This window comes from Streptomyces sp. NPDC058291, from assembly GCF_042880855.1.
GTDB lineage: Bacteria > Actinomycetota > Actinomycetes > Streptomycetales > Streptomycetaceae > Streptomyces.
Genome location: NZ_JBHVYK010000035.1, coordinates 1 through 22893, shown reverse-complemented (window position 1 = coordinate 22893; position 22893 = coordinate 1). Strand labels below are relative to the sequence as shown.

Here is a 22893-nt window from a genome sequence, read left to right as displayed (position 1 = left end):
CCCACGGGTCGAGGGAGGCGCGCAGTCGCGGCGCCGGGAGCGCGGGCTAAGGGCCCGGGACCGTGTCCAGGGACTCCCCGTTGCCGAGTTTGACGATCTGGGCGTCACTCGCCACGCCGGAGAACAGCCACACGTCGTCGATCACGCCCGGCCAGTACTCGCCGGTCGTCCCGTTCTCCTTGTTGCGTCCGAACTGGAGCTGCTTGGTCGCTTGGAACGGCAGGACGTTGGCCCGCCACGACATGGCGTCCAGGACCTGCTCCAGGTGGCCGTTGACGTACAACCGCGCCTCGTCGGCGAACGCGTCGTACACGACCGCCAGGTGGTCCCACTCGAAGTCCGACTGGAAGCTCGAATGCCGTACCACGGGCCGGGCGGCGCCCGTCGCGTCCTCGCTGGGCAACTCGAGTTCGTAACCTCCCTGGTTCTGCGGGTCCGTGGGGTCCGGCGCGTACCGGACCGTGAAGGCGCTGTTGACCGCGCCCTCCGCCGACAGGACGGTGACCTTCTTCTGCGGGCGGGCCGCGGTGTTCACCCAGGCGGTCGCGGTGAAGCTCTCCTTGGTGTTCACCGGGACCGTCGCGGCGGCGGCGTAGTCGTCCATCCCGTCCAGGACCAGACCACCCGCGCCGACCCATCCGGCGCCCGGCTGCACGGCCGCCTGGGCGCCCAGGACCGCGGGCCGCTTGCCGGCGCTGTCGTCGGGGCTGGAAGCAGGTGTGCCCGCTGTCGTGGCGTCGAACTTCCAGCGGCCCTTCACCTGCGGATGCTGTTTGAACAGGTCACCGGCCTCGTCCTTGGAGACCACCCGGTCGTACAGGCGCACATCGTCGATCTGCCCTGTGAAGAAGGAGCTGGGCCGGCCAGCGTACGACCCCGCGCCGACCTGCACCGGGCCGGTGGCATCCCAGGGTGCGGGCGCGAACGGCACCGTGGACACGAGCTTGCCGTCCACGAAGAGCCGCAGCTCCTTCAGCGTGCTGTCGTAGACGCCGAGGAGATGGTGCCAGCTGTCGCCGGGATAGACCTGCTCGGCGGCGGGCTTGCCGAGGTTGGCCATGGCCCGGGTCGGCTGCACGCCCGCGGCGTCGGAGTCGTACCGGTTGAAGACCCAACGGCGATACGAGCCGGAGTAGTAGAGCTCGAAGCCGCTCTGCTCCGCGCCGGCCTGGGTCGCGATGATCTGCGCCGCGGCGGACTCCGCCTTGGGGAGTCTGGCCCAGGCGGCCACCGAGAAGCTGCGCAGGGTGTTGACCTGTGGCCCGGTGGTGCTCGCGTAGCCGTTCGCGGTGGAGCTGAGGTCCAGGGCCCCTGCGACGTTGCCCGGGACGCCGAACGTACCGCCGCCGCCCTTGAGGACCAGTGGGTTCACCTGGCTCGCGCCCTTCGCCACCTGAGAGGTGGTCGGGTCGTCGAAGTCCCAGGCCGCCTTGGCCGGACGTCCCGTGGTCACGGGCTCCTGACGGGCCAGCCGACCGACGTCCTCCGCGCCCAGCGGGCGGTCGTAGACGGCGGTCTCGTCGATCGCGCCCTTCCACGGGTCCACGTAGGCGCCGTTGTACTTGGCCCTGCCGAACTGGAGGTTGGCGGCGGCGTGCCAGGGAGTGGTGACGGCGGACGTGCCGGCCGGGACGCCGTCCACGTACAGGGTGTACTTGCCGGCCGCCGCGTCACGGACGGCCGCGAGGTGGGTCCACTTGCCGACCTGCGGCGGGGCCGGTGACAGCACCTGCTGGACGCCGAAGCCGGCGCCTGCGGCGTCCTTGGTGGGCACGCGCAGCGCCCAGCGCTTGCTTCCTCCCTCGTAGCCGAGGTAGAAGCCCGCGTGGTACGTGCCGTCGACGCTCACCGCGGTGGCGGTGCCGGCGTCCGAGTCGAGGCGCACCCAGGTGGAGACGGTGAAGTCGCCGTCGGTGTCGAGCAGATGGGGGCCGGCGGCCGCGAAGCCGTCGGTGGCGCCCGCGTTGTTCAGGGCGAGGGCCGTGCCGCGGACGCCCGGTTCACCGAGTGCCGCGGTGCCCTCCAGCAGAGCGGGCCGGGCACCACCGCTGCCCGGGTCCTGCGTCGAGTCGGCCGGGGCGTCGAGCGTCCAGGCGGCGCGTTCGGGCTGGCCGGTGGCCACCCGGAACGGATAGTTGGCGATCGTGCTGTCGTTGTTGTTGGCGTCCCAGGCCTGGACGTAGAGGTAGTTGAGCCCCGGCCGGGTCGGCATGACGTCGATCGAGACGGGCGCTCCGGGGGTCGCCGGCTTGCGTTCGTTCGCCGCGGTCGGGTCCGCGTTCAGACCGAACCAGTACTTGGTCACGTCCGGCGCGGTCGAGTCGATCGTGAAGCGGCCGTACCGTCCGACCCCGTCCAGCCAGGGGTCGAGCGGGTCGTCGGTGTGCGAGAGGGGGTACTGCGCGGACGTCACGGTCGGCGCGGCCGGGTGCTTGGAGTCGTAGGTCAGGTAGCAGCCGGTCTGGGTGTCACCGGCGTAACTCCAGGGCCCCCACAGCTTGCCGTCCGAGGCGCGCACGCTCCACGCGGCCGTGACGTTCTGCGGGATGCTCGACGGAAGGGTGATCGTGAACGGCTGTCCGGAGGCCTTGGGGCCGATCCGGCCGGAGTTCCAGTGTTCCTTCCAGCCGCCGCTGTCGCCCGCGTCCCAGTCGACCTTGAACTCGGCGTACACCTGGTCCTTGTCGGGGTCCGACAGGACGGCCGTCGCCTTGGGGATGACGTTCACCGCCTTGGGCGACACGGTGCAGCTGCCGCCGGGGCTCATGGTCAGCTGCGACTGCTTGGGCTGGTTCGGCGGGTTGTTGTACTCGACCCGCAGGAAGCCGTTTCCTGCGAAGCGCTTCCACTGGTTCTCGGCGCTCTCGTTCGGCGCCTTGAGTCCGAACGTGAGCGAGGTCTGCTTGTTGGCGGCGGCCCAGGCGACCGCGTCCTTGGCGTTGAACTCCAGGTCGCCGTCCGGGCAGGAGGCGGTGGCGCCCTTGGCGGCCGTCACGGTCGGCATCTGGTCGATCCAGTAACCCGAGGCCTTCTGGTCGTTCCAGGACGTCGTCGAGGTGAGCGGTTTGGTGCGCCAGAACTCCACCGGCTGCTTGACGCAGTTGTAGGCGAAGGTCTCACGGACGACGAACTCGGCGCTGGTGATGCTCTTCCCCGCGAAGCTGGTCACGGGCAGCTTGTAGAACAGCCGCTTGGCGTCGTTCGGCGCGCACTTGAGACCGGTGAAGTTCGGCGGGCAGAAGCCCAGACCGGAGTCGGCGGCGCCGTCGAACTTGTAGAAGTCGGAGTCGGGGAAGGCGCGGGAGACCATCGCGTAGGCAGACGCACGCGGTGAGGACCAGGCCGGGTCGATGAAGACCGGGTAGCGGGTGTCCTCGCCGGACAGCAGCTCCGTGTCGGGGGTGAGCAGGAGCGAGTTCCCGCTCACCAAGGCGCCGACGTCGGCCCGTGCCGAGGTGTCACTGGGGCCGTCGTACAGCTCCGGGGAAAGCGCGGCAGACGAAGCGCCCTTTGGCGCGGCGGACTTGGCGGTGGCGCCGGACGGGGTGGCCTTGGTGGACGACGTCCTGGTCCGGGCGCCCGGTACCTGGCCCGTGCTCGGCGGCGCGTCCGCGCCGGGTTCACGGGAATCCCACATCACCGGCTGAGCGGCTTCGAAAGCCACGCCCCCTGCTTGCGCGTCGACCGCCTCAAGCCCCCCGTCGGCGCTCGAGCGGACCGTGAGTCCCTTGCCGGCCACGGGCAGCCGCAGTTCGGCGAGCGCCGGATTCGCCGCGGCTTCGGCGTTCTTGACCACCACGACCTGTGAGAATCCGTCGGCCTCGGCGGTCATCCGCAGGTCCACCCCCGGCAGAACCTCCGGGTAGGTCACGGACGATCCCGAGAGCACGGGGGCGGGCAGCGTGCCGGGCCACGACAAAGACAGCTCCCGGCCCGCCTTGGTCATCCTGACCAGCGGGTCCCGGCTTCCGCCCGCCGAGAACACGACATCTGAGGTGACGGCGACCGGCGCGATGCCGACCCCGTCCAGTCGCCGCAGGCCGGTGTCGATGTCGACCCACTTGCCCGCCCGGCGGGTGCGCACCGGTTGCAGGTGCGTGATCTCGGTGAGGGTGCCGCTCGGGTTGGCGAACAGCTCGCGGCTCGCGCCGCGTTCGGAGACGACCTCCACTCGCTTCCCGGCTCGTTCGGCCTCTTTCCGCGCCTGGTCGACGGCGGGGGAAAGGGTGTCCGGTGCGGGGTCGTCGGAGGCCGGTGACCGGGTCCCCGCCGTTTCCGAGGTCTGCGCGACCGCGGTGGGAAGGGACGATCCTGGTAGCTGGCCCGTGAGCAACGCTCCGACCAGTAGGGAGATCGCGCCGATGGCTGCTCTCCCCCGTGTACTTTCAGCCACGCCAGGCCTCTCATGCGATCTTCATATTGTGAAGACGACTATCGGGTGGCTGATCGAAACTGTCAATCTGCTTTGTCCAGGCCCGACTTGCGTGTTCACGGCGGGGATCAGGGAGATCGGAGGCCGTCGACTCGGCACTACACCCGTCGTCCCCACCCTCTGACGGCGGCACGGCTCGGCATCACGGCCAGGGCGGGGATCGGCGCGGGCGGAGGGAGAATCGGGTCACGCCAACCGCGGGCGGAAGGGCCGCGGGTGAAGGCGTCGCGGGCTTTGGCATGGCGCGTCAGTGTCGAAGTTCCGGCTTCGGGTCAGGCCGACGGGTCGGGGGTGTATCTGGCGAGCATGGTCTGGACGGCCCCTTCGACGGCGTGGTGGATGTCGGAGGCTGCGGGGTTCCAGCCGGTCAGCAGCATGCGGGGCCGCAGGACGTAGTTGGCGATCATGCCGAGGAACCGGTTCGCGGCGCTCTCGGCGTCGGGCACATCAGCGTTGCCCGCCTCACGCTCGGCTTCCCAGCACGATGGCGTTGAGGACCAGGCCGAGCGCGCCGAGCTGGTCCTCCATGCCGTCGCGGTACGCCTGGTGGATGGTGCCGCGCCTGCCGTGGCACACGTCGCGGTCGACCTTGTGGCGGGACTCCCGCACGGTGAGCTGCCGGTTCATCTGATGGCGGTAGGTGTCGCCGACCGGGTCGACCACGCGGAGCAGGTGCTCGGTCTTGGCGATGCGCCCGTGCTCGGCGAACGCCTGCCCCAGCGGGGTGGGGCGTCCCTCGCGGCCGAACATCCGCAGCAGGTCGTACGGCCCTCCCGGACCTCGGTGACTTCCGCTGAACTGGATGCGTCCGCCTCTCGGCCAGCCAGCCCCGCGCGACCAGGCGCTTTGCCTTCGACCGCAACGCCTCCACCCGTGCCGGCGCGGACGCCCCCGGGGATCGGGGGCGTGCTCAGTCAGTTGCGCGTCGGCGGGGCGCCGCGCCCGTGGCGCGTCAGCGCGGCGGTGGCCAGCTCCAGTTTCAGCAGATGGTGTTCGGGGAGACTCGTTCGCCAGCTCGCATGCGGGGAGGTTCCGCCGGCACCACGCGATGATCTTGCCCCGCCGCTTCTCCTCGGCTTGCATCACCGACGTCGTGTCCCGCGACAACCAGGCCGCCTCCACACCTTCGACTCGGAGCGGACGGCGGGCCGGTCAGGCCGAACTCCGGTCGTGGTAGTGGCGGACGATCTCGTCGAACGCGGCTCGGCCGCCCTCGTCGAGGCGGTAGGTGTCGCGTCGGGGGAGGGGTGGGCGGGTGCAGCCCGGTCCGTGGACCTGGCCGTCGGAGTGCTTCCACAACGGGCAGCACGGCGTGAGCGGCCGGACTTGCTCGCCGGCCTCCAGCTGTGCCGCGCGCTGCGCCTCGGCCCGCGCGCGGTGGTGCGCGCCCCGGCATACGACGTCGGCGGCGAGCAGGCTGGGCGCGGCCCAGACGACGAGGATCCCGAGCAGCCCCTCGTGGTTGGTGAGAAGCCAGGCCGCGGCGGCCAGTTCGGCGAGGGCCAGAGCGCGGCAGGCGCGGGCGAGGGCGAGGTGTCGGGTCACGGATGGCTCCCGGTGGGTGGGCTGTTCCTGGTGCAGTTGCGGATGCCCCGTCCGGCCCGCGTCAGCCGTCGGCCCGGGTCAGCCGTCGGCCCGGGTCAGCCGTCGGCCCGCGCAGGCGCCGACACGCTGGAGATCGGCCCGCGCGCAAACGCGGCGACACCGAGGCCCGGATGCCGCGCCGCCGCCCCGAGCGACGCGTCGTCAAGCGCGACGGAGGTGGGCGTACGGGCGGCGCCGGGTTCACGCTTCGGTGGCGGACGTCGCTGATGCCCGGTGGGGCGGTGCCGGAGTTCCCGGCAGCTCTCGGAGTGCACGGATGGGGGAGCAGAAGACCGGGAGGAAGGCGCTGGCCAGGCACACGGCGCCTGCCCACACGGCGATGCGTACGTTCGCGGCCTCACCGATGAGGCCGGCCAGGGTGGAGCCGATGGCCAGGGCGCCGGTGAGCAGGAAGCGGAAGGTGGCGTTCATGCGGCCGAGTAGCGGATCCGGAGTCAGGTGCTGGCGCAAGGTGACGCCCAGGACGTTGTCGATGCCCGTCTTGGTCATGGTGGCCAGCCACCCAGCGCCGGCCACCCACAGCCACGTACCGGTGCCGACCAGTGCAACGGCCGGCGCGGCGGGTGCGAACCACAGCCCGGCCAGGGCCAGGGTGCGGCCGTGACCGAGGCTGGCGGCGAGGGGGCGGGCGAGGCGGGCACCGAACAGGATGCCCAGGCCGCCGGCTGCCCAGTACAGGCCGAGTGCTGCGGCGGGCAGGTGCAGTTCGCGGGTGAACAGCACCGGCAACATGGCGTTGATCATCTGTGCGCCGAGGTTGGTGAGGGTCGCGGTGAGCGCCAGGGACCGCAGCTCGCGGGTGCCCAAGACGTGGCGCAGCCCTTCCGCGATCTCGGTACGTATCCGTCGCCTGGCGGTCGAGGGCTGCGTGCGAGCGGGGTTGCGGGCCATACCGGTGAGGCCGCCGGCGGAGGCGAGGTAGGCGAGGGCCCCGCCGAGAATCGCCAGGGGTGCCGTGAGGAGTTGGACCATGAAGCCGCCGGCGCCGCGGCCGGCGATGTTGGCGCCGGCCATCAGGCTGACGATGGCGGCGTTCGCCGGTACCAGGCGCTCGCGGCCGACCAGTTCGGGCAGGACACTCTGCGAGCCGACGTCGAAGAACACGGTGGCACAACCGCTCAGCAGCACCACTGCGTACAGCTGCGGCAGCGAGAGCACGCCCAGCCACCAGGTGACCGGAATCGAGGCGAGCAACACCGCGCGAGCGGCGTCGGCGGCCACCAGCAGGCGGCGCCCGGACAGGCGGTCCACCCACGCGCCCGCGGGCAGCCCGATGAGCAGGAAGGCGGCGGTGGACAGCGCGGCCAGCGCACCGGCCTGGCCGGGGCCGGCGTCGAGCGTGGTGACGGCGAGCAGCGGTATCGCCACATAACCGACGTTGCTGCCGAGGTGACTGAGGGCGCTTGCGGCAAAGAGCGTGCGGAAGGCGCCCACGCGCCACGGAGAATCTGGAGCTTGGGTCATGCGGCGTACGGTGCGGGACGCTGCGCGGCTCCCCACAGAGATTTAGGCTGAGCTAAATGATCCAGGTCGAATTCGCCATGGAGGACGTGGCACGCACCCGCTTCGCGATCTCCCCGCTGTGGGAGGTCGTGGCAAGCGTCCGGGTGCTCAAGGGTGCGGACGAACACGGCCTGCACCGCACATGGGCAGACCGCGTACGCCCCCGGCTGGCGGCGGCAGGTCTCGATCTGAGCCCGCTGTTCGACCTCGTCCCGATGCCCGTGCGCTCGCCCTGGGCCGGCCGCATCCCGGGGTTCATCTGTCCGCCGCCCACGACGCCGCTGCCGTCGCTGGAGGTGGAGCTGGCCACGGTGCGGGCCATGCCGCCGGCGCTTCTGCACACCACGGCCGAGGTGCCGGAAGCGCGGATGGCGGCGCTGCGCGGCAATCCGGCCACCGAGCTCGCGCGGCTGGCAGATGCGATCGAGGCGTACTGGGAGCTGGCGCTGGCCCCGTACTGGTCACGCATCCTCACCCTGCTGGAGGACGACATCCGCTACCGCGCCGGCCGCCTGGTCGCCGGCGGCGCACAGCACTTGTTCACCGACCTCGACCCGCAGGTCACCTGGGCTCAAGGCACCCTGCACCTGGAACACCGCACCGCGCGCGGGGCTCGACGGCTCGACGGCCAAGGCCTGCTGCTGGTGCCCTCCGTCTTCATCTGGCCACGCGTCTTCTCCGTGCTCAACGAACCGTGGCAGCCCTCGCTGCGCTATCCACCCCGCGCCGTCGGCACGCTCTGGCACACCCGGCCCGCGACCGTCCCCAACGCCCTGGCGGGGGTGCTGGGCCGCTCCCGCGCGATGGTCCTGACCGAGCTGACCGCCCCCGCATCCACCACCGAACTCGCCCGCCGTACCGGCCTGACCCCCGGCGGCACCTCCCAGCACCTCACCGCCCTGCGGAACGCCGGTCTGGTCAGCGCCCACCGCGCAGGCAGGCAGGTCCTGTACGCACGCACCCAAGCCGGCCAGACAGTGACAGAGGCTGCTGAGTCGGGCTCACCACCATCCGCTGCGGACACACAAACCCAGCACCCACAGACTGCCAACGAGTTTCGAGCGGCCAACCGCGATGCGAAACCGGGCCGACTCAAGCGCTCAGGCGCCAACTGAAGCGCTCAGTCACGCTGGACTGAGAAGCCGTATCTCAATCGAACGTGATCCCTTGATTTCTGCTGGTCAGGCATGGTCTCGCTCAGGGTGAGGGAGGCATGCGGCCTCTTGTGTCCGCGTCATGGGCGAGGGGTGCGCGGTGGCGTCGGTGCTGGGAATGCTGGAGGAGCGGGAGGCGGCTGCCCGGGTGCGGGTGCGGGTGCGGGTGCACGATCTGCGGGAGGAAGTCGCGCGGCTGGCTGAGGCGTTGGAGGTCGCGGAGATCGAGCTGGACCGGCGGGTGATCGCGCGGGAGGAGCTGGTCGAGGCGTTGGCCGCCTCCGCGGCCGAGGCGACTGCCGTGAGCGAGTCCTTGGCCGAGGCGGAGCAGGAAACAGGGCCCTTGCCCGCACCGGTGCCGGGCTCGACGGTGCCGCCCTGGCGGGACGGACTGCCGGTGACGGTTCTGGCGCCGGACTACCAGCGGATTCTGGGTGTGCTCGAGGAACGGGCCCCGGCGGGCCAAGGGCCGCTCAAGGCCAAGGAGATCGCGGTGGGCCTGGCTCTGGCGACCATGCCGGCGAAGGTCGGGGGGTGCACTCGCAGGCCAGGCGTCTGGCGGAGCGCGGGCGGCTGCGGCAGGAGACGTCGGGGGCATTCAGTGCCGGCCGGCCGTGGCCGTGCCAGACGCCGGCTCATCCGCGTGACCATGGACCACCGGATCATCGCCTCGCTGGTAGCGGGCAGTGTTTCGTCATCACGGGCGAGGCGGCGGGAGTTCATCAACCACGCGAACGTGCACTCTGCCACCCAGCGTCCTGCCGGAGGGATACCGGCGCACCCGGTCCGGATGATCAGCCGCGTTGCCGTACACATGCGCGAGGCAATCACTCGATAGAACAGCCGAGTTGAACTGGACGGGCACAAACGAGTACAGCAACGACACCAGGGCCTCCCGGCACTGCTCGGTCAGATTCGCATCCCCGGGCAACCGGGAGGCCCTGTCTTCATGCACCCACCACGCGAAGATCACCCCGGCGGGAAAACCTACGGGGCCGGGCCCGTCCGTAGCTTTCATCGCACGGGTCGGTCATGCCCCGACCGGTTCAGGATGCGGTGCGGGGAAGCCGGTCGTACCGGCCAGGCGATCAGGGTCGTCGCCAGGGCGGTCATCGCGAGCGCCGAGCCGGCGATCAGGATGAGCGCCGGGTCCCAGAGTTTGCCCAGCACCTGGACGAGGACGGGGAAGGCGAATCCGACGTAGGTGAGGCTGTAGAACGCGGCGATGACCGTGGAGATGGTTCGGGGGCCGGCGAGGGACTCGGCGAGCTGCAGGCCGCTCACCAGCAGCACGCCGTAGGCGGCGCCCAGGACGACGGCGGTGGCCAGCAGGAGGAGCAGTGAACCGGTGGTGACGGTGAGCGCCGAGGCGAGCAGCCCGGCGATCACGGATGCCATGCCGGTGCGGAATGGTGCCGCCGGGGAGCGCCGGGCCAGCCGCCGGGCGAAGGGCTGCACCGCGATGCCGCTGCCCAGGGTGACGGCGGCGATCACGCCGCCGCCGACGGCTGCGTAGCCGCCCAGTGGCACCAGGACGGGAAGAGCGGCGAGGGAGACGGTCGCGGCCCCGAAGACCCACGGCGCGGTGGGCAGGACCGCGGTCACGAAGAGGCGGCTGGTCAGCACGGTCATCGCTCCCGCACCACCCCTCGGCCCGCCGTCGGCCCCGGCCGGGGGACTGGCGGCGGGCGGAGCCGACTCGGAAGCGCGCCACACCACCGGCAGCGTCAGCGCCACCAGGGTGATGTGCACCAGGTAGGCCGTGGTCTGCGGCGAGGGCAGCCACTGCACGATGACCCCGGACAGCAACGGCCCGACGGCGAACCCGGCGGTCAGCGCGAGGGCCGAACGCCGCGCCCCCGCCCCGGCGGGCTCCCCGGTGTCGGACAGCTCCTTGATCCACGCCGTTCCCGGCCCGAACGCGGAACCGGCGCTGACCCCGACCAGAATCCGTCCGGCCAGGATGGTCCCGAACGCCCCTCCGGAGAAGAGGATCACCGCCGAGCCGAGCGCGCACAACAGCAGGGCGGCCAGCAGGACGCGCCGCCGGCCCAGCCGGTCGGACACCCTCGCCATCACCAGCAGCGCCGGGACGAGCCCCAACGCGTAGGCCCCGAAAAGGGCGTTGACCTGGAAACCGCTCAGACTGCCTCGGTAGACCTGAAGGAGCGAGGCGAACATGTTCGCCCCCCACCCCACCGTGAAGACAGCCGCCGCGGGCCGCACCCACGTCGCCCGCGAAACCACCGGCGACGTCTCCGCCGTGGCCGGCGCCGCGGTGTCGAAAGGCCCCGTGCTGCGGTTCCAGCCGCTGCGGTGGGGGCCGCGCAGGTCGACAGCGGCATGCCGGTGAGGGGAAGCCTTGATCTTTGAAGTACCCACGCCACAGCCCCAAACCATGAGTAGACCAGTCGTATGAACGTTCGAGTTGAGAGGATGAACTGCTTCATCCCTGATGTGCGATCCGGCTGCCGTGCCACGCCATGCCGCGCCATGCCCGGCCGCTGCCGCTTGTCCGAGCAGTCGGAGGCCGGCTGGTGTGCGGGAACCGCGATGATGACCTCTTTGCCGGGTGCTCATTCACGCGCTCTCGTCTCGGTGTGCTCGCCGGGCGGCATGCGGGCCCGAGGGCGGTGGTGCTGACCACCGCGCGTCGACCGTCCTCACGTCACCCCTATCCGTAATCATCTCGGCTACAGTTATGTTACTGTAGCCGCGTTGGTGGCAGAAAGGCGAGGGCCTCGCATTTGCGCAGGTGGGAGTGGCGACTTGGGAGCCATCCGAACCGGCTGGTGCGTCCGACACCTTGCCCGGCGCTGCATGTGCCGACGTGCCAGGCACTGCTCCGGTCCGCGCCCGGGGATAGCAGGACCTGCCGCTCGAAGAACGTCACGTCTCAAGGAGATACAGATGCATATGAAGGCGAAGATGAAGAGTGTGCTGCGCCCCTCCCGTCGGCGTGTTTCCGCGATCGCGGCCGTAACCGGCGTGGCCGCTCTCGGCCTGGCGTCCATGACGTCGGCCCCCGCGGCCACCGCCGAACCCGCCGCGCAGGCAGCGAAGCCCACGGTCGTGCTGGTGCACGGGGCCTTCGCGGACTCCTCCAGCTGGAACAGCGTGATCACGCGCCTGCGGCACGCGGGGTATCCGGTCGACGCTCCAGCCAACCCGCTGCGTGGAGTGGCCAGCGACTCGGATTACCTGGAGAGCTACCTCAAGACCGTGAAGGGACCGATCGTCCTCGTCGGCCACTCCTACGGCGGTTCAGTGATCAGTGACGCCGCCGCGGGCAATCCGGAGGTCAAGGCGCTCGTCTACATCGCCGCGTTCGTCCCCGACAAGGACGAGACCCTCGCGGAACTCGGCGACAGGTTCCCGGGGGCGACCCTCCCCTCGGCCCTCGACGCTGTGCCCTATCCGCTGCCCGGCGGAGGCACCGGCACCGACCTCTACGTCCAGAAGGACAAGTTCCACGACGCCTTCGCCGCCGACGTACCCAGGCCGGTCACTGACCTCATGGCCGTCACCCAGCGTCCGCTGGCCGCCTCGGTCTTCGACGAGAAGACCACGAAAACGGCCTGGAGGACCATCCCCTCCTGGGACCTGGTCACCACCCAGGACCACGCGATCGCACCGGCCGAACAGCGCTTCATGGCCAAGCGCGCCCACGCGCACACCATCGAGGTCAACTCCTCGCACGCGGTCGCCATCTCCCACCCCGGCACGGTCACCCGCCTCATCGAACAGGCCGCCCGAGCCACCTCCAAGTAACCCTTGGGACATCCGTGCCGATCACGACCCGTCGCCTCCGGCCGTCGGTGAGGTGATCGGCGGGCCCGTCGGAGGGGGCGCGTGTGACGGGTGAGTGGAGCAGTCGTTCAGTTCTGGATGTCGGAGCGCAAAACACACTATGGAGGTTGGACGTCATGGGACGTATCAAGGTCGGCACGGAGAACAGCACGGACATCGAGGTGCACTACGAGGACAAGGGGGCCGGTCAGCCGGTGGTGCTGATCCACGGTTACCCGCTGGACGGGAACTCGTGGGAGGGGCAGACGTCGGCGCTGCTGGAGGCCGGCTATCGGGTGATCACGTATGACCGGCGGGGTTTCGGCAAGTCGAGTCAGCCTTCGGCGGGTTACGACTACGACACCTTCGCCGCCGACCTGAACGCGGTGCTGGAGGCGCTGGATCTGCGTGAGGCGGTGCTGGTCGGGTTCTCGATGGGCACCGGCGAGGTGGCCCGATACCTGTCCGTCTACGGTTCGGGGCGTGTCGCCAAGGCGGTGTTCCTGGCCTCGCTGGAGCCGTTCCTGGAGATCACCGACGACAACCCCGACGGTGCCGCGCCTGCCTCGTTCTTCCAGGGTGTCTCCGAGGCTGTCAAGAAGGACCGGTACGCGTTCTTCACCGGCTTCTACAACGACTTCTTCAACCTCGACGAGAACCTGGGCACCCGCGTCAGCGAAGAGGCGGTTCGCAACGCCTGGAACATCGCCGCCGGGTCGGGCGCGATCGCCTCGGCCGCCGCGCCTCTCTCCTGGCCCACCGACTTCCGTGCCGACATCCCCAGGATCGACGTCCCGGCCCTGATCGTGCACGGCACCGCCGACCGCACCCTGCCCATCGACGCCACCGGCCGCCGCTTCGCCAAGGCCCTGCCCACCGCCCAGTACACCGAGATCGACGGCGCCCCCCACGGCCTGCTCACCACCCACACCGCCGAGGTCAACGAGGTTTTGCTGAACTTCCTCGCTCAGTAAGCCGCACCTCTGCCCGGTCGGCCGGCTCCGGCTGGCCGACCGCGCCCGCATCCTCGTATCCCGCCTCATCACGTCCCGCCTCATCACGCCCCCCAGCGCGATTCGCCTCACCAGGGGTGATCGTCCTACTGATGCACAGGAAGTCACCATGAAGGTTCTGATCGTCCTCACCTCGCACGACAAGCTCGGCGACACCGGCCGCAAGACCGGGTTCTGGCTGGAGGAGCTCGCCGCGCCGTACTACCGGTTCCAGGAAGCCGGCTGGGACATCACCCTCGCCTCCCCCAAGGGCGGCCGTCCCCCGCTGGACCCCAAGAGCAACGAGATCGCCAACCAGACCGACCAGACCCGCCGCTTCGAAACCGACCCGGAAGCGACCGCCGCGCTGGCGAACACCGTACGCCTGGACTCCGTCAACGCCGACGACTACGACACCGTCTTCTACCCCGGCGGCCACGGCCCGCTGTGGGACCTGGCCGAGGACACCCACTCCGCCCGCCTCATCGAGACGACCCTGCGCTCCGGCAAGCCCCTCGCCCTGGTCTGCCACGCCCCCGGCGTCCTGCGCCACACCCGCGACGAAGACGGCACCCCCCTGGTCCAGGGCCGGAAGGTCACCGGCTTCACCAACACCGAGGAAGAAGGCGTCCAGCTCACCGACGTCGTCCCCTTCCTCGTCGAGGACGAACTCATCAAGCTCGGCGGCATCTACTCCAAGATCGGCGACTGGCAGCCCTACGTCGTCCAGGACGGCCTGCTCATCACCGGCCAGAACCCCGCCTCCTCAGGCCCCGCAGCCGACACCCTCATCGCACTCACCACGGCTCGGGCCGGATCCGTCAGCGAGGAGAGCCTGTCCGCGTCGTCCGCGTGAAAGATCTTTCTCGCGCCTCCGGCCCGCCAGGCTTCGGCCCGGCGGGCCGGAGGCGTTTCGCGCAACGGCCTATGGCCGACTCTCTCCGCCTTACGGCACAGCCCTCCCCGGCCGGCGCGGAGGATCGCGGTCAGACGCTCTCCAGGAGCCGCGCCGCCTCCGGAACACCTTGCGAGATGTCCTGCACGGTGAAGTGCCCGAGGGCCGTCACCACAGCGCGAGCGATCATACGGTCGATCGACACCAGGGACTTCTGGACGGACCGGCCCGTGACACATGACGGATCGGGGCCGTGCAGTCCGAGCACGGGTTCGTCGCCCTGAAGGAGCAGCCATACCTGTGCGAGCGTGATCTGGGCGGGGTCGGCTGCCAGTTCCCAGCCGCCGTTCACGCCGGACCGGGACCGGACCAGCCCCGCGTTCCGCATCGGTCCGAGCACGCGGCGTACATAGACCGGGTTGACATTGGCACTCTTGGAGAGTTCCTCGGAACTCACGGCGTGGCCATCGGTGGCGAGTGTCAGGATGACCAGTACGTGCGCGGCGACGGCGAACTGGGTGTTTGTGGAGCGGGCCATTACCCCATCTTGCCATTTTTGTCACCACCGTGGCTACAGGCGCCAGGCGCCCGCCCGGGAACCCGAGAAGAACTACGCAGACGTGGGAACAGGCGAACACGATGTGCGCACCCTCGGTCGACCCCCTGCGCATCTGTCGCCCCGCGTCGGTGCGAGTGAGGAAGGCGCATGAGCATCAGGGACGCCGTCCATCAGCTTCTACACCCCGAAGGACATGCCGACGCCGGTTCGCGAAGCCGGCTTCACAGGCTCGGGCATGTGTCGGGAGCCGTGCTCGCCCGCACACGCTCGTGGAGGCGCTGCGCGAGCTGCCGAAGGTGCAGGCCCGGCGTAAGCCCGGCCCCGAGCACATCGACGCGTCGCTGCTGGACGGCACGTGCTGCAGACGATCGCCAGCCGGATCACGCTGAACGGGATCACCGGGCCGTCACCACGCATTTCCGGTACCGAGCCCGCCGCCCGTCGTCGGACTCACCCAGGACCAGCCGGACGCGCTGCGGGAGTTGAGCCGGAGTGTGCGTGACCACGACCGGCGGTTCCGTGGTCGGGCGCGCGAGCGATCGAGTAGCTCTGCACGGCCGACTCCGGCCGACGGACTGGGGTCTGACGGACCTGATGAGCACCGGGAACAGGGGACAGGGCCCCGGCCTGGTGGCGGGGCCCTGAAGGTCTGTGCGGGACGGAGGGGAGCGCTACACGTAGCGGTCCATGGGCTCCGCGACGTATGTGCGTCGGGCGTTGCGCACGCCTTCTGCATCCTGACGCTGGCGATCATGGGGTGCTCGCCGGCGGGCAGGCCGGCCGGCGAGCTACGGCATGTACTGCTCGTCGGCGCTCAGGGTACCTGCACGCGCTCGCCGGTGAGGACGATGCGGACCTCGATGTCGGGGGCGAGGCGGGCGACGGCGTCGGCGTAGTGGCGGGGGTCGGGGTCGGTCTTGGTCATCATCCGGTCGCCGAGGCGGCCGCTGTGGAAGGCGTAGTGGTGCGGGATCGCCAGGGTGGGGCGCAGCGCCGCGGTCAGACCGGCGGCTTGTTCGGCGTCCATGACGAACTGCCGCATGCCGAGTGGGCGGACGCACAGGCCGTTGGTCGGCAGGATGGTGAGGTCGACGGGGCCGATCCGGTCAGGGATGGTGTCGAGTTCGGGGACGCGTAGCGAGTCGCCGCCGAAGAACACGGTGCGGCCTTTGGCCTGGAGGACGAAGGTCACCTCGTGGACGCCGTGCTCGCCGGGGGTCGCGGTCACCACCAGGGGGCCGACGGTCGTCGCCTCCCATGCCTCGATGGCGCGGACGTCACGGAAGCCCTTGGCGCGGGCGATGGTCGCGACGGTGCCGGGGCCGATCAGCGGGACGGAGAGGTCGAAGCCGCCGTCGAGCAGAGCGTCGAGGTCGCAGTGGTCGTAGTGCTCGTGGCTGACGACGACTGCGTCGATCCGGCCGAGGCCGGCGACGGTCGTGGCGAGCTGTTCGCCGGGGTGGTAGGTGGCGGTCTCGGTGAACCAGGGGTCGGTGAGGATCCGGGTCTCGCCGATCTCGATCAGCTGGCAGGCGTGCCCGATCCGGGTCACGGCAAGGGGGGTGTTCATGGTTTCTCCTGCTCTTGGGGGGTCGCCGATTGTCCGGGTGGGTCAGGTGCCGAGGTCGAGGTCGAGGATGGCGCCGAGGAGTTCTTCGGGGGTCTCCAGCTGCGGGAGGTGGCCGGTGCGGGGCAGCAGGGTGAAGGCAGCGCCGGGGATGGCGGCGGCGTAGGCGCGGCCGTAGTCGGGGGTGACGATGCCGTCGCTCTCGCCCCAGATGACGTGGACGGGCAGATGGAGGCCGGCCAGCCGGCCGGTAAGCGTCGGGTCGGACATCGTGGGGCCCGTGTAGCCGATCAGGGCCTGGAGGTCGGGGCTCGGCCCGGCCTGGCCGGCGGGCGGAACGGGTGCCTTGCGCGGGTCGTGGAAGGAGTGGGTGCTGATCTGCTGCGGTGTCATGCCGGCGAGGTTGGTCATGGGGTGGCCGTCCACCTCGATGCCGACGCCGTCGATGATGACGGCGCCGCTGACGCGCGGGCTTTCCTGCAGGGCGATCTCGGCGGCGAGCCAGCCGCCGAAGGAATTGCCGACGACGGTGACGTCGGTGAGGTCGAACTCCTCCAGCAGCGCGACGTATGCGCGGGCCAGCGCGGTGACGCCGGTGAGGCCGTCGGCCTTGGGGGTACCGCCGAATCCGGGGTGGGTCGGCAGCAGCACCCGGGCGTGGGCGCGCTCGGCGAGGAGGTCGGCGAAGCCGGCCATGGTGGGCATGCCGCCGCCTCCGTGCAGGAGCAGGAAGGGGCGGGTGCGGTCGCGGTCCTGGACGGTCATCTCGACCGGTCCGGCGGGGGACGCGACGGTGTAGCCGGAGGTGCGGGCGGGCCGGAGGGAACCGGCCAAAACGGGGGCGCTCATCGTCTTCCATCTCCTTGCAAGACAGCTTGCTTATATAAGGAACCTTAGATCAGGCCTCGTATCTAAGCAACCTTGGATCGGAAGTAGACTTGGGCCATGCGCGAACCCTCCGATGTCGGCCTGGCCGTCAAGCGTCTCCAGCACCGGCACCAGCGCGCCGCCAGCCGGGCGCTGGCGCCGCTCGGCCTGTCGCTGGTCCAGTGGGACACCCTGCGGCATCTGCACGCCAAGCCCGACGCCTCGCTTCACGACCTGGCCGTGCTGACCTTCCAGACCGACCAGTCCTTCGGATCGCTGGCCGCCCGCATGGCCGAGCGCGGCCTGATCGAGCGGGTACCGGGCCCCGGGCGCGCCGTCCGCCACCGGCTCACCGAGGAAGGCGCACGGCTGCTGGCCGAGGGCCAGACCGTGCTCGACGCCATCACCACGACCTCGTTCAGCGCCCTCACGCCCGACCAGCTCGACCAGCTCGGCGCCCTCCTCGACATCGCCCTTGGGCCCAACCCCACTGCCTGACCCCCACCACCCGGCGTTCCGCCAGGGGATCGCAACGGGGATGTCACCGCCCACCTGCATCCGGGACAAGGGGCAGCAACTGCGCCTTCACATCGCTGTGTGCCGCGGACGCCGCCAGGTCCACCTGGCCGAACCAGCGCGCCACGGTCTGCACGGCGCTGGATTGTTCGGGATTGTGCCCACTCCACGGTGCAAGGCGGTAGTCGACGACGGCTGCCGCATCCGCCGCATGAGGGCCGAGCGGCCCGTCTCACGCCTACGGCGTGGCGACGGGGCCCAGGGACGCGGCCGTCAGGCAGTAGTGTCCGGGTGCGTGAGATTCGCCCCGGTGCCCGGGTGGAACACGTGGGCCTTGGCCATGTCGACGCGGAGTTCCACGGTTTGACCCTCACGGGCCCGGGTCGCGGCGTCGAGACGGGCCACGATCTGAGGGCTGGCCTCGAAGCCGGTGTCACGTACGCCCGCGTCCGCGGCGAGTTCCTCGAGTTCGGACGACTTCGCGGCCGCGCCCTCAGCGGTGAAGTAGACGAATACGTCGGAGCCCAGAGACTCCAGCACGTCGACGGTCGCGGTGAAGCGAGGGCGCCCCCGTTCGTTCGCCAGCTCCGCGTCCTCGAAGGCCTCGGGCCGGAGGCCGACGATGACGTCACGGGGTGCGTTCTGCCGCTCCAGTGCCTGGCGCGTACGGTCGTCCAGGGGCAGCTCGCCCAGGGGGGAGCGCAGGGTGTCGCCCTCCAGGGCCGCCGTCACAAAGTTCATCGCGGGGGAGCCGATGAAGCCCGCGACGAAGAGGTTACGGGGGTGGTCGTAGAGCTGTGCGGGTGTGCCGATCTGCTGAACCAGGCCCTGCCGCATGACCACGACCCGGTCGCCGAGGGTCATGGCCTCGGTCTGGTCGTGCGTGACGTACACGGTCGTCGTGCCCAGTCGCCGTTGCAGGCGGGCGATCTGGGTGCGCATCTGCACCCGCAGTTTGGCGTCCAGGTTGGACAGCGGCTCGTCCATCAGGAACGCCTTGGGGTCGCGGACGATCGCTCGTCCCATGGCCACTCGCTGGCGCTGGCCGCCCGAGAGGTTGGCCGGCTTCCGGTCCAGGTGCTCGGTCAGGTCGAGTACCCGGGCGGCCTCCTCGACCTTGCTGTCGATGACGGCCTTGTCGACCTTGGCCAGGCGCAGGGGGAAGCCCATGTTGTCGCGGACGGTCATGTGCGGGTACAGGGCGTAGCTCTGGAACACCATGGCGATGTCGCGCTCTTTGGGAGTGAGGTCGTTGACGACCTTGCCGCCGATACGCAAGTGGCCCTCGGTGATGTCCTCCAGCCCGGCGATCATGTTCAGGGTGGTGGACTTCCCGCATCCGGACGGTCCGACGAGGATGACGAACTCGCCGTCGGCGATGCGGAGGTTGACGTCCTTCACCGCGAGGGATCCGTCGGGAAAACGCTTGGTGACTCCCTCAAGAACGATCTCGGCCATGGGTGGTGCCTCCTTGCCTTCCAGGTGCGGGGTGTCGCGGTGCGGGTGGCTGCGCGCCGGTGGCCGGCCGGGGTAGGGGTGGCCTGTCAGCCCTTGACCGCTCCGGAGGTGAGACCGGCGACGATGCGCCGTTGGAAGAGCAGGACGAAGACAACGATCGGAATGGTGATCACCACGGCGGCGGCGGCGATCGACCCGGTGGGCTGTTGGAACTGCGAGCTTCCGGTGAAGAACGCGATGGCCGCCGGCACGGTGCGTGCGCTCTGCGTGGAGGTCAGCGAGATCGCGAACAGGAAGTCGTTCCAGCAGAAGATGAAGACCAGGATAGCCGTGGTGAATACGCCGGGGGCCGCCAGTGGCACGATGACCAGCCGGAATGCCTGGGCGGGCGAGGCGCCGTCCATCTTGGCGGCCCTTTCGAGATCCCAGGGAATCTCGCGGAAGAAGGCCGACAGGGTGTAGAGCGCCAGCGGCAGGGAGAACGTCATGTACGGAATGATCAGTCCCAGCCAGGTGTCGAAGATGCCGAGGATCCGCTCGATGTTGAACAGCGGCGACACCAGCGAGATCGGCGGGAACGTGGCGATCAGCAGCGACATGCCGATCAGGACCTGCTTGCCGGGGAAACGCAGTCGGGCCACCGCGTAGGCGGCCATGGTGCCCAGTACCACCGCGATCGCTGTCGCGATCAGCGCGATGCCGATGGAGTTGATGAGGGCGCGGGTGAACTCGGAGGTGTCGAAGATGCCGCGGTAGTTCTCCCAGGTCCACTTCGAGGGGATGTAGTCGCCGTCCGTCAGGGTGCTGGGGTCCTTGAACGACAGCGAGGCGATCCACCCCACCGGGAACAGGGCGTACAGCACCACCACCACGTTCAGGACCGCCCAGCGGGCGGCGTGTGCCTTGCCGACGGCTGCCATCAGCGCTTCACCTCCGCGCCTGGCGCGGCGGCGCCGAACAGTTTGATGAAGGCGAACGCGATGATCCCGACGCAGAGGAAGATCAGCACGGAGATGGCCGATCCGACGCCCAGGTTCAGCGCGGTGAACAGGTTGTGGTAGCCGAGGATCGACAGGGAGCCGGTGCCCTGGGCTCCTGAGGTCATGATGTAGACGTTGTCGAAGATGCGGAACGCGTCGAGAGTGCGGAACAGCAGTGCCACCAGGATCGCCGGTTTCATCAGCGGCAGTACCACCTTGGTGAAGCGTTGCCAGGCGTTGGCTCCGTCCACCATGGACGCCCTGAGGGTTTCCTCGGGGACCAGAGCGAGGCCCGCGAGCAGCAGCAGGGCCATGAACGGGGTGGTCTTCCACACCTCCGCGAGGATGATCAGCCACAGCGCGGGCCACTGCTCCGTCAGCGGAGCCTCACCGCTGGGCAGCAGGCCTGCGAGGTATCCGAGGTCCGGCGTCCAGGCGTACTGCCACGAGAACGCGGCGACGACCGTGACGATCCCGTAGGGGATGAGGACCGAGGTGCGGACGGTGCCGCGCCCGAAGATCGTGCGGTGCATCACGAGCGCGAGCCCCATGCCGAGGACCAGTTCGATGGTCACGGAAACCGCGGTGATGAAGAGCGTCACCCAGAAGGCATCCCACCAGAACGGGGAGGACAGGACCGCCCCGTAGTTGCTGAATCCCACGAACTTCGCCTGTGCGGGGAAGCGCAGGTCGTATCGCTGGAGCGACAGGTAGACGGCGTATCCGATGGGGTACGCGGTGACGGCCACCATGACGACGACGGCCGGCGCGCACAGCAGCCAGCCAAGCCGGCGTTCCTGGCGTGCGCCCCCGGACGGTGCCGCCTGGTCCTTGCCCGGTTGCTTCGCCTCGGGGGGCTGTGGGGCCCCGGCCGGTTCGGCCTGCATGCTCATGCCGGGCCGCCGGGGGAGGAGGTCCGCGCGCTCGGCCGCGGGGGTCTGGGCCGGTGCGGGTAGTGGTGGGTCACGGGATCACACCCTTGGACTGGAGAGCCTGGTCGATCTGGTCTCTGATGGTGGCGACCGAACTCTCCGGGTCGATCGAGGCCGGGGGAGACAGCGTGTGGGAAACCGCGATCGACACGTTCTGGTATGCCGGGGTGATCGGACGCACGCTCGCCGACTGCAGGGCTGCCAACACGTCTTTGGCGAACGGGTAGTTCTTGATGAACGAGGGCTCGTCGTACAGGCTGCGCATGGTGGGCGGCAGGCCGCCCTTGAGCGCCGCCGTGAGCTGGTTCTCGCGGTTGCGCAGACACAGCGCCGCCTCGAAGGCAGGCCCGGGGTTGCGCGAGAAGGCGCTCACGGCGAGGTCGATGCCGCCGATGGTGGGCCGTGACGGGCGGTCGGCGTCGGTCCTCGGGTAGGGCGCCCAACGGAAGCTCTTGAACAGCTTCGGGTTGTTCGCTTTCATCGACGGATAGACGAACGGGTAGTTGATCTCGAACGCCGCCGTCCCGGACTCCATGGCGAGGCGGTTCTGGTCCTCCATCTGGTTGGGCAGAGAGGGGTCCGCAGCCGGGGAGGCTGCGAGGTCGCGCATGACCTGGGCGGCCCGTACACCGGGTGGGCCGAGCGAGGGCTCGGTGGCGTTCCTGTTGAGGATGGAGCCGCCCGCACTGTTGATCAAGCTGTTGAACCAGACGGTGAGGCCCTCGTACTGGGCGCCCTGGATCTCCACGAAGTGCGGTTTGCCCTGCCGGGCGAGAGCGCGGGCCATGGTCTGCATCTGGGCCCAGGTCTGGGGCGGGGTGGGCACCAGGTCGCTGCGGTACCAGAGGAGTTGGGTATTGGTGTTGTACGGGACGGCGTACAGCTTGTGTTTCCAGGTGGCCGTCTGGAGGGGTACGCGCAGGGTGCCCTGGGTTGCTTGCCGCTTGGCCGGCCCAGTCCACTCGCGGATCCAGCGGGCCTCCGCGAACTCCGCTGCCCACGTCACGTCCAGTCCCATGATGTCGACCGAGCTGTCCGCGGCCGCGAGCCTGCGCACCAGTTGCTCTCGCTGGCCGTCGGCGGCGCGTGGCAGCCGGTTGTAAACGATCCTGTAGCGGCCGCCGGACGCCTGACTGCACTTGTCGGCGGCCTGCTGCAGCGCGCCGGAGTCGTCCGGGAAGTTGTACCAGTTCAGGGTGGTCTTGCCGCTTGCCTCGCCGTCACCGCCGCAGCCTGCCAACAACGAGGCGAGCAGTGGCAGCGCGGCGAACACCCGCAGTCTCCGCGTTCTCCTGAGCCGCGCTCCTCGGGCAGCTGGCCGCGGCCAGCGGACCGTCCGGAAGCCGGACTTCGGGTGCACTCGCTCCACACCTCGCTCCCGGGGGCTCGACCGTCACAGGACTCACACCGCGGCGGTTCTCTTGCCCGAGGACGCTAAAGGCCCCAGAAAGCAATATCAAGAACATTCGACACTAATCCGCCATCTGGGCCACGTCTCGTGGCCCTGCCCGACCGTAGATCACTTCCGGCCTGCCGCCACCAGCTTCGGACCCGGCACGGGCAACAACGGCTCGATGAGCGACCACAGGTTTCGGGTTGTCGTCGGGGAGTGACGGTTCATGATCCCTGCGGTATGCCGGTGGC

The 22893-nt window shown here is 69.9% G+C and carries 19 protein-coding genes and 1 pseudogene; 7 read left to right on the top strand and 13 right to left on the bottom strand.

Features of this window, described 5'->3' with window-relative positions; genetic code table 11:
* Positions 1-46: 46 nt before the first annotated feature.
* From ACFVYK_RS19260 to ACFVYK_RS19240, 5 genes and pseudogenes are all read right to left on the bottom strand, one after another.
* Positions 47-4171: a LamG domain-containing protein gene (locus ACFVYK_RS19260; protein WP_389775261.1), complete on the bottom strand. Its 4125-nt coding sequence runs from the start codon at positions 4169-4171 to the stop codon at positions 47-49.
* A gap of 533 nt (positions 4172-4704) precedes the next feature.
* Positions 4705-4878, bottom strand: coding sequence for a TetR/AcrR family transcriptional regulator C-terminal domain-containing protein (locus ACFVYK_RS19255; protein ID WP_389775259.1), 174 nt, complete (start codon positions 4876-4878; stop codon positions 4705-4707).
* 31 nt (positions 4879-4909) lie between these two features.
* Positions 4910-5197: pseudogene (locus ACFVYK_RS19250) on the bottom strand (Tn3 family transposase); the annotation flags it as partial.
* A 387-nt stretch (positions 5198-5584) separates the two neighbouring features.
* A complete protein-coding gene (locus ACFVYK_RS19245) occupies positions 5585-5977 on the bottom strand; it encodes a hypothetical protein (protein WP_389775256.1) in 393 nt (130 codons plus the stop codon).
* Positions 5978-6217: 240 nt separating this feature from the next.
* Positions 6218-7501 (bottom strand): MFS transporter, encoded by a 1284-nt coding sequence (locus ACFVYK_RS19240; RefSeq protein WP_389775254.1) that lies wholly within the window; start codon positions 7499-7501, stop codon positions 6218-6220.
* A gap of 56 nt (positions 7502-7557) precedes the next feature.
* Between ACFVYK_RS19240 and ACFVYK_RS19235 the strand changes: the two genes are divergently transcribed.
* Positions 7558-8655, top strand: a complete 1098-nt coding sequence (locus ACFVYK_RS19235; protein ID WP_389775251.1) for a DUF5937 family protein — start codon at positions 7558-7560, stop codon at positions 8653-8655.
* Between the two features lie 139 nt (positions 8656-8794).
* Complete coding sequence (locus ACFVYK_RS19230; protein WP_389775249.1) at positions 8795-9532, top strand: hypothetical protein; 738 nt, start codon at positions 8795-8797, stop codon at positions 9530-9532.
* A 176-nt stretch (positions 9533-9708) separates the two neighbouring features.
* Here ACFVYK_RS19230 and ACFVYK_RS19225 read toward each other — a convergent pair whose 3' ends face one another.
* Positions 9709-10875: an MFS transporter gene (locus tag ACFVYK_RS19225; protein ID WP_389775248.1), complete on the bottom strand. Its 1167-nt coding sequence runs from the start codon at positions 10873-10875 to the stop codon at positions 9709-9711.
* On the opposite strand from ACFVYK_RS19225, the gene ACFVYK_RS19220 reads away from it, so the two are divergent.
* The 4 genes from ACFVYK_RS19220 to ACFVYK_RS19205 all read left to right on the top strand — a co-directional run bounded on the left by ACFVYK_RS19220 (position 10874) and on the right by ACFVYK_RS19205 (position 14331).
* Positions 10874-11047, top strand: a complete 174-nt coding sequence (locus tag ACFVYK_RS19220; protein ID WP_389775246.1) for a hypothetical protein — start codon at positions 10874-10876, stop codon at positions 11045-11047. The genes ACFVYK_RS19225 and ACFVYK_RS19220 overlap by 2 nt on opposite strands.
* Before the next feature lie 557 nt (positions 11048-11604).
* A complete protein-coding gene (locus ACFVYK_RS19215; protein WP_389775243.1) occupies positions 11605-12465 on the top strand; it encodes an alpha/beta fold hydrolase in 861 nt (286 codons plus the stop codon).
* Positions 12466-12620: 155 nt separating this feature from the next.
* On the top strand, positions 12621-13457 hold the full coding sequence (locus tag ACFVYK_RS19210) for an alpha/beta fold hydrolase (protein ID WP_389775241.1): 837 nt from the start codon (positions 12621-12623) through the stop codon (positions 13455-13457).
* Positions 13458-13605: 148 nt separating this feature from the next.
* The gene (locus tag ACFVYK_RS19205; protein WP_389775240.1) at positions 13606-14331 is read left to right on the top strand and encodes a type 1 glutamine amidotransferase domain-containing protein; all 726 of its coding nucleotides are present in this window, start codon (positions 13606-13608) and stop codon (positions 14329-14331) included.
* 130 nt (positions 14332-14461) lie between these two features.
* On the opposite strand, the gene ACFVYK_RS19200 is transcribed toward ACFVYK_RS19205, so the two are convergent.
* The 3 genes from ACFVYK_RS19200 to ACFVYK_RS19190 all read right to left on the bottom strand — a co-directional run bounded on the left by ACFVYK_RS19200 (position 14462) and on the right by ACFVYK_RS19190 (position 17345).
* Positions 14462-14908, bottom strand: coding sequence for an Rrf2 family transcriptional regulator (locus tag ACFVYK_RS19200; RefSeq protein ID WP_389775238.1), 447 nt, complete (start codon positions 14906-14908; stop codon positions 14462-14464).
* Positions 14909-15743: 835 nt separating this feature from the next.
* Positions 15744-16499 (bottom strand): MBL fold metallo-hydrolase, encoded by a 756-nt coding sequence (locus ACFVYK_RS19195; protein ID WP_389775236.1) that lies wholly within the window; start codon positions 16497-16499, stop codon positions 15744-15746.
* A 42-nt stretch (positions 16500-16541) separates the two neighbouring features.
* The gene (locus tag ACFVYK_RS19190; RefSeq protein ID WP_389775233.1) at positions 16542-17345 is read right to left on the bottom strand and encodes an alpha/beta fold hydrolase; all 804 of its coding nucleotides are present in this window, start codon (positions 17343-17345) and stop codon (positions 16542-16544) included.
* 96 nt (positions 17346-17441) lie between these two features.
* Between ACFVYK_RS19190 and ACFVYK_RS19185 the strand changes: the two genes are divergently transcribed.
* Positions 17442-17861: a MarR family winged helix-turn-helix transcriptional regulator gene (locus ACFVYK_RS19185; protein WP_389775230.1), complete on the top strand. Its 420-nt coding sequence runs from the start codon at positions 17442-17444 to the stop codon at positions 17859-17861.
* A 291-nt stretch (positions 17862-18152) separates the two neighbouring features.
* Here the strand turns inward: ACFVYK_RS19185 and ACFVYK_RS19180 are convergent, their stop codons facing one another.
* The 4 genes from ACFVYK_RS19180 to ACFVYK_RS19165 all read right to left on the bottom strand — a co-directional run bounded on the left by ACFVYK_RS19180 (position 18153) and on the right by ACFVYK_RS19165 (position 22522).
* A complete protein-coding gene (locus tag ACFVYK_RS19180) occupies positions 18153-19337 on the bottom strand; it encodes an ABC transporter ATP-binding protein (protein WP_389775228.1) in 1185 nt (394 codons plus the stop codon).
* 86 nt (positions 19338-19423) lie between these two features.
* Entirely contained in the window at positions 19424-20257 is an 834-nt protein-coding gene (locus ACFVYK_RS19175) for a carbohydrate ABC transporter permease (RefSeq protein WP_389775225.1), read from the bottom strand.
* On the bottom strand, positions 20257-21210 hold the full coding sequence (locus tag ACFVYK_RS19170; RefSeq protein WP_389775222.1) for a carbohydrate ABC transporter permease: 954 nt from the start codon (positions 21208-21210) through the stop codon (positions 20257-20259). Before ACFVYK_RS19170 ends, ACFVYK_RS19175 begins: the two co-directional genes overlap by 1 nt.
* A gap of 70 nt (positions 21211-21280) precedes the next feature.
* Positions 21281-22522 (bottom strand): ABC transporter substrate-binding protein, encoded by a 1242-nt coding sequence (locus ACFVYK_RS19165; RefSeq protein ID WP_389775220.1) that lies wholly within the window; start codon positions 22520-22522, stop codon positions 21281-21283.
* Between the last annotated feature and the right edge of the window lie 371 nt (positions 22523-22893).

Bases quoted from the DNA above. Each gene is read 5' to 3' on its own strand.
- ACFVYK_RS19215 (WP_389775243.1), top strand. From the start codon at position 11,605: ATGCATATGAAGGCGAAGATGAAGAGTGTGCTGCGCCCCTCCCGTCGG.
- ACFVYK_RS19205 (WP_389775240.1), top strand. From the start codon at position 13,606: ATGAAGGTTCTGATCGTCCTCACCTCGCACGACAAGCTCGGCGACACC.
- ACFVYK_RS19175 (WP_389775225.1), bottom strand. From the start codon at position 20,257: ATGGCAGCCGTCGGCAAGGCACACGCCGCCCGCTGGGCGGTCCTGAAC.
- ACFVYK_RS19190 (WP_389775233.1), bottom strand. From the start codon at position 17,345: ATGAGCGCCCCCGTTTTGGCCGGTTCCCTCCGGCCCGCCCGCACCTCC.
- ACFVYK_RS19185 (WP_389775230.1), top strand. From the start codon at position 17,442: ATGCGCGAACCCTCCGATGTCGGCCTGGCCGTCAAGCGTCTCCAGCAC.
- ACFVYK_RS19195 (WP_389775236.1), bottom strand. From the start codon at position 16,499: ATGAACACCCCCCTTGCCGTGACCCGGATCGGGCACGCCTGCCAGCTG.
- ACFVYK_RS19170 (WP_389775222.1), bottom strand. From the start codon at position 21,210: ATGAGCATGCAGGCCGAACCGGCCGGGGCCCCACAGCCCCCCGAGGCG.
- ACFVYK_RS19220 (WP_389775246.1), top strand. From the start codon at position 10,874: ATGTTCGCCCCCCACCCCACCGTGAAGACAGCCGCCGCGGGCCGCACC.
- ACFVYK_RS19225 (WP_389775248.1), bottom strand. From the start codon at position 10,875: ATGTTCGCCTCGCTCCTTCAGGTCTACCGAGGCAGTCTGAGCGGTTTC.
- ACFVYK_RS19235 (WP_389775251.1), top strand. From the start codon at position 7,558: ATGATCCAGGTCGAATTCGCCATGGAGGACGTGGCACGCACCCGCTTC.
- ACFVYK_RS19180 (WP_389775228.1), bottom strand. From the start codon at position 19,337: ATGGCCGAGATCGTTCTTGAGGGAGTCACCAAGCGTTTTCCCGACGGA.
- ACFVYK_RS19240 (WP_389775254.1), bottom strand. From the start codon at position 7,501: ATGACCCAAGCTCCAGATTCTCCGTGGCGCGTGGGCGCCTTCCGCACG.
- ACFVYK_RS19210 (WP_389775241.1), top strand. From the start codon at position 12,621: ATGGGACGTATCAAGGTCGGCACGGAGAACAGCACGGACATCGAGGTG.
- ACFVYK_RS19200 (WP_389775238.1), bottom strand. From the start codon at position 14,908: ATGGCCCGCTCCACAAACACCCAGTTCGCCGTCGCCGCGCACGTACTG.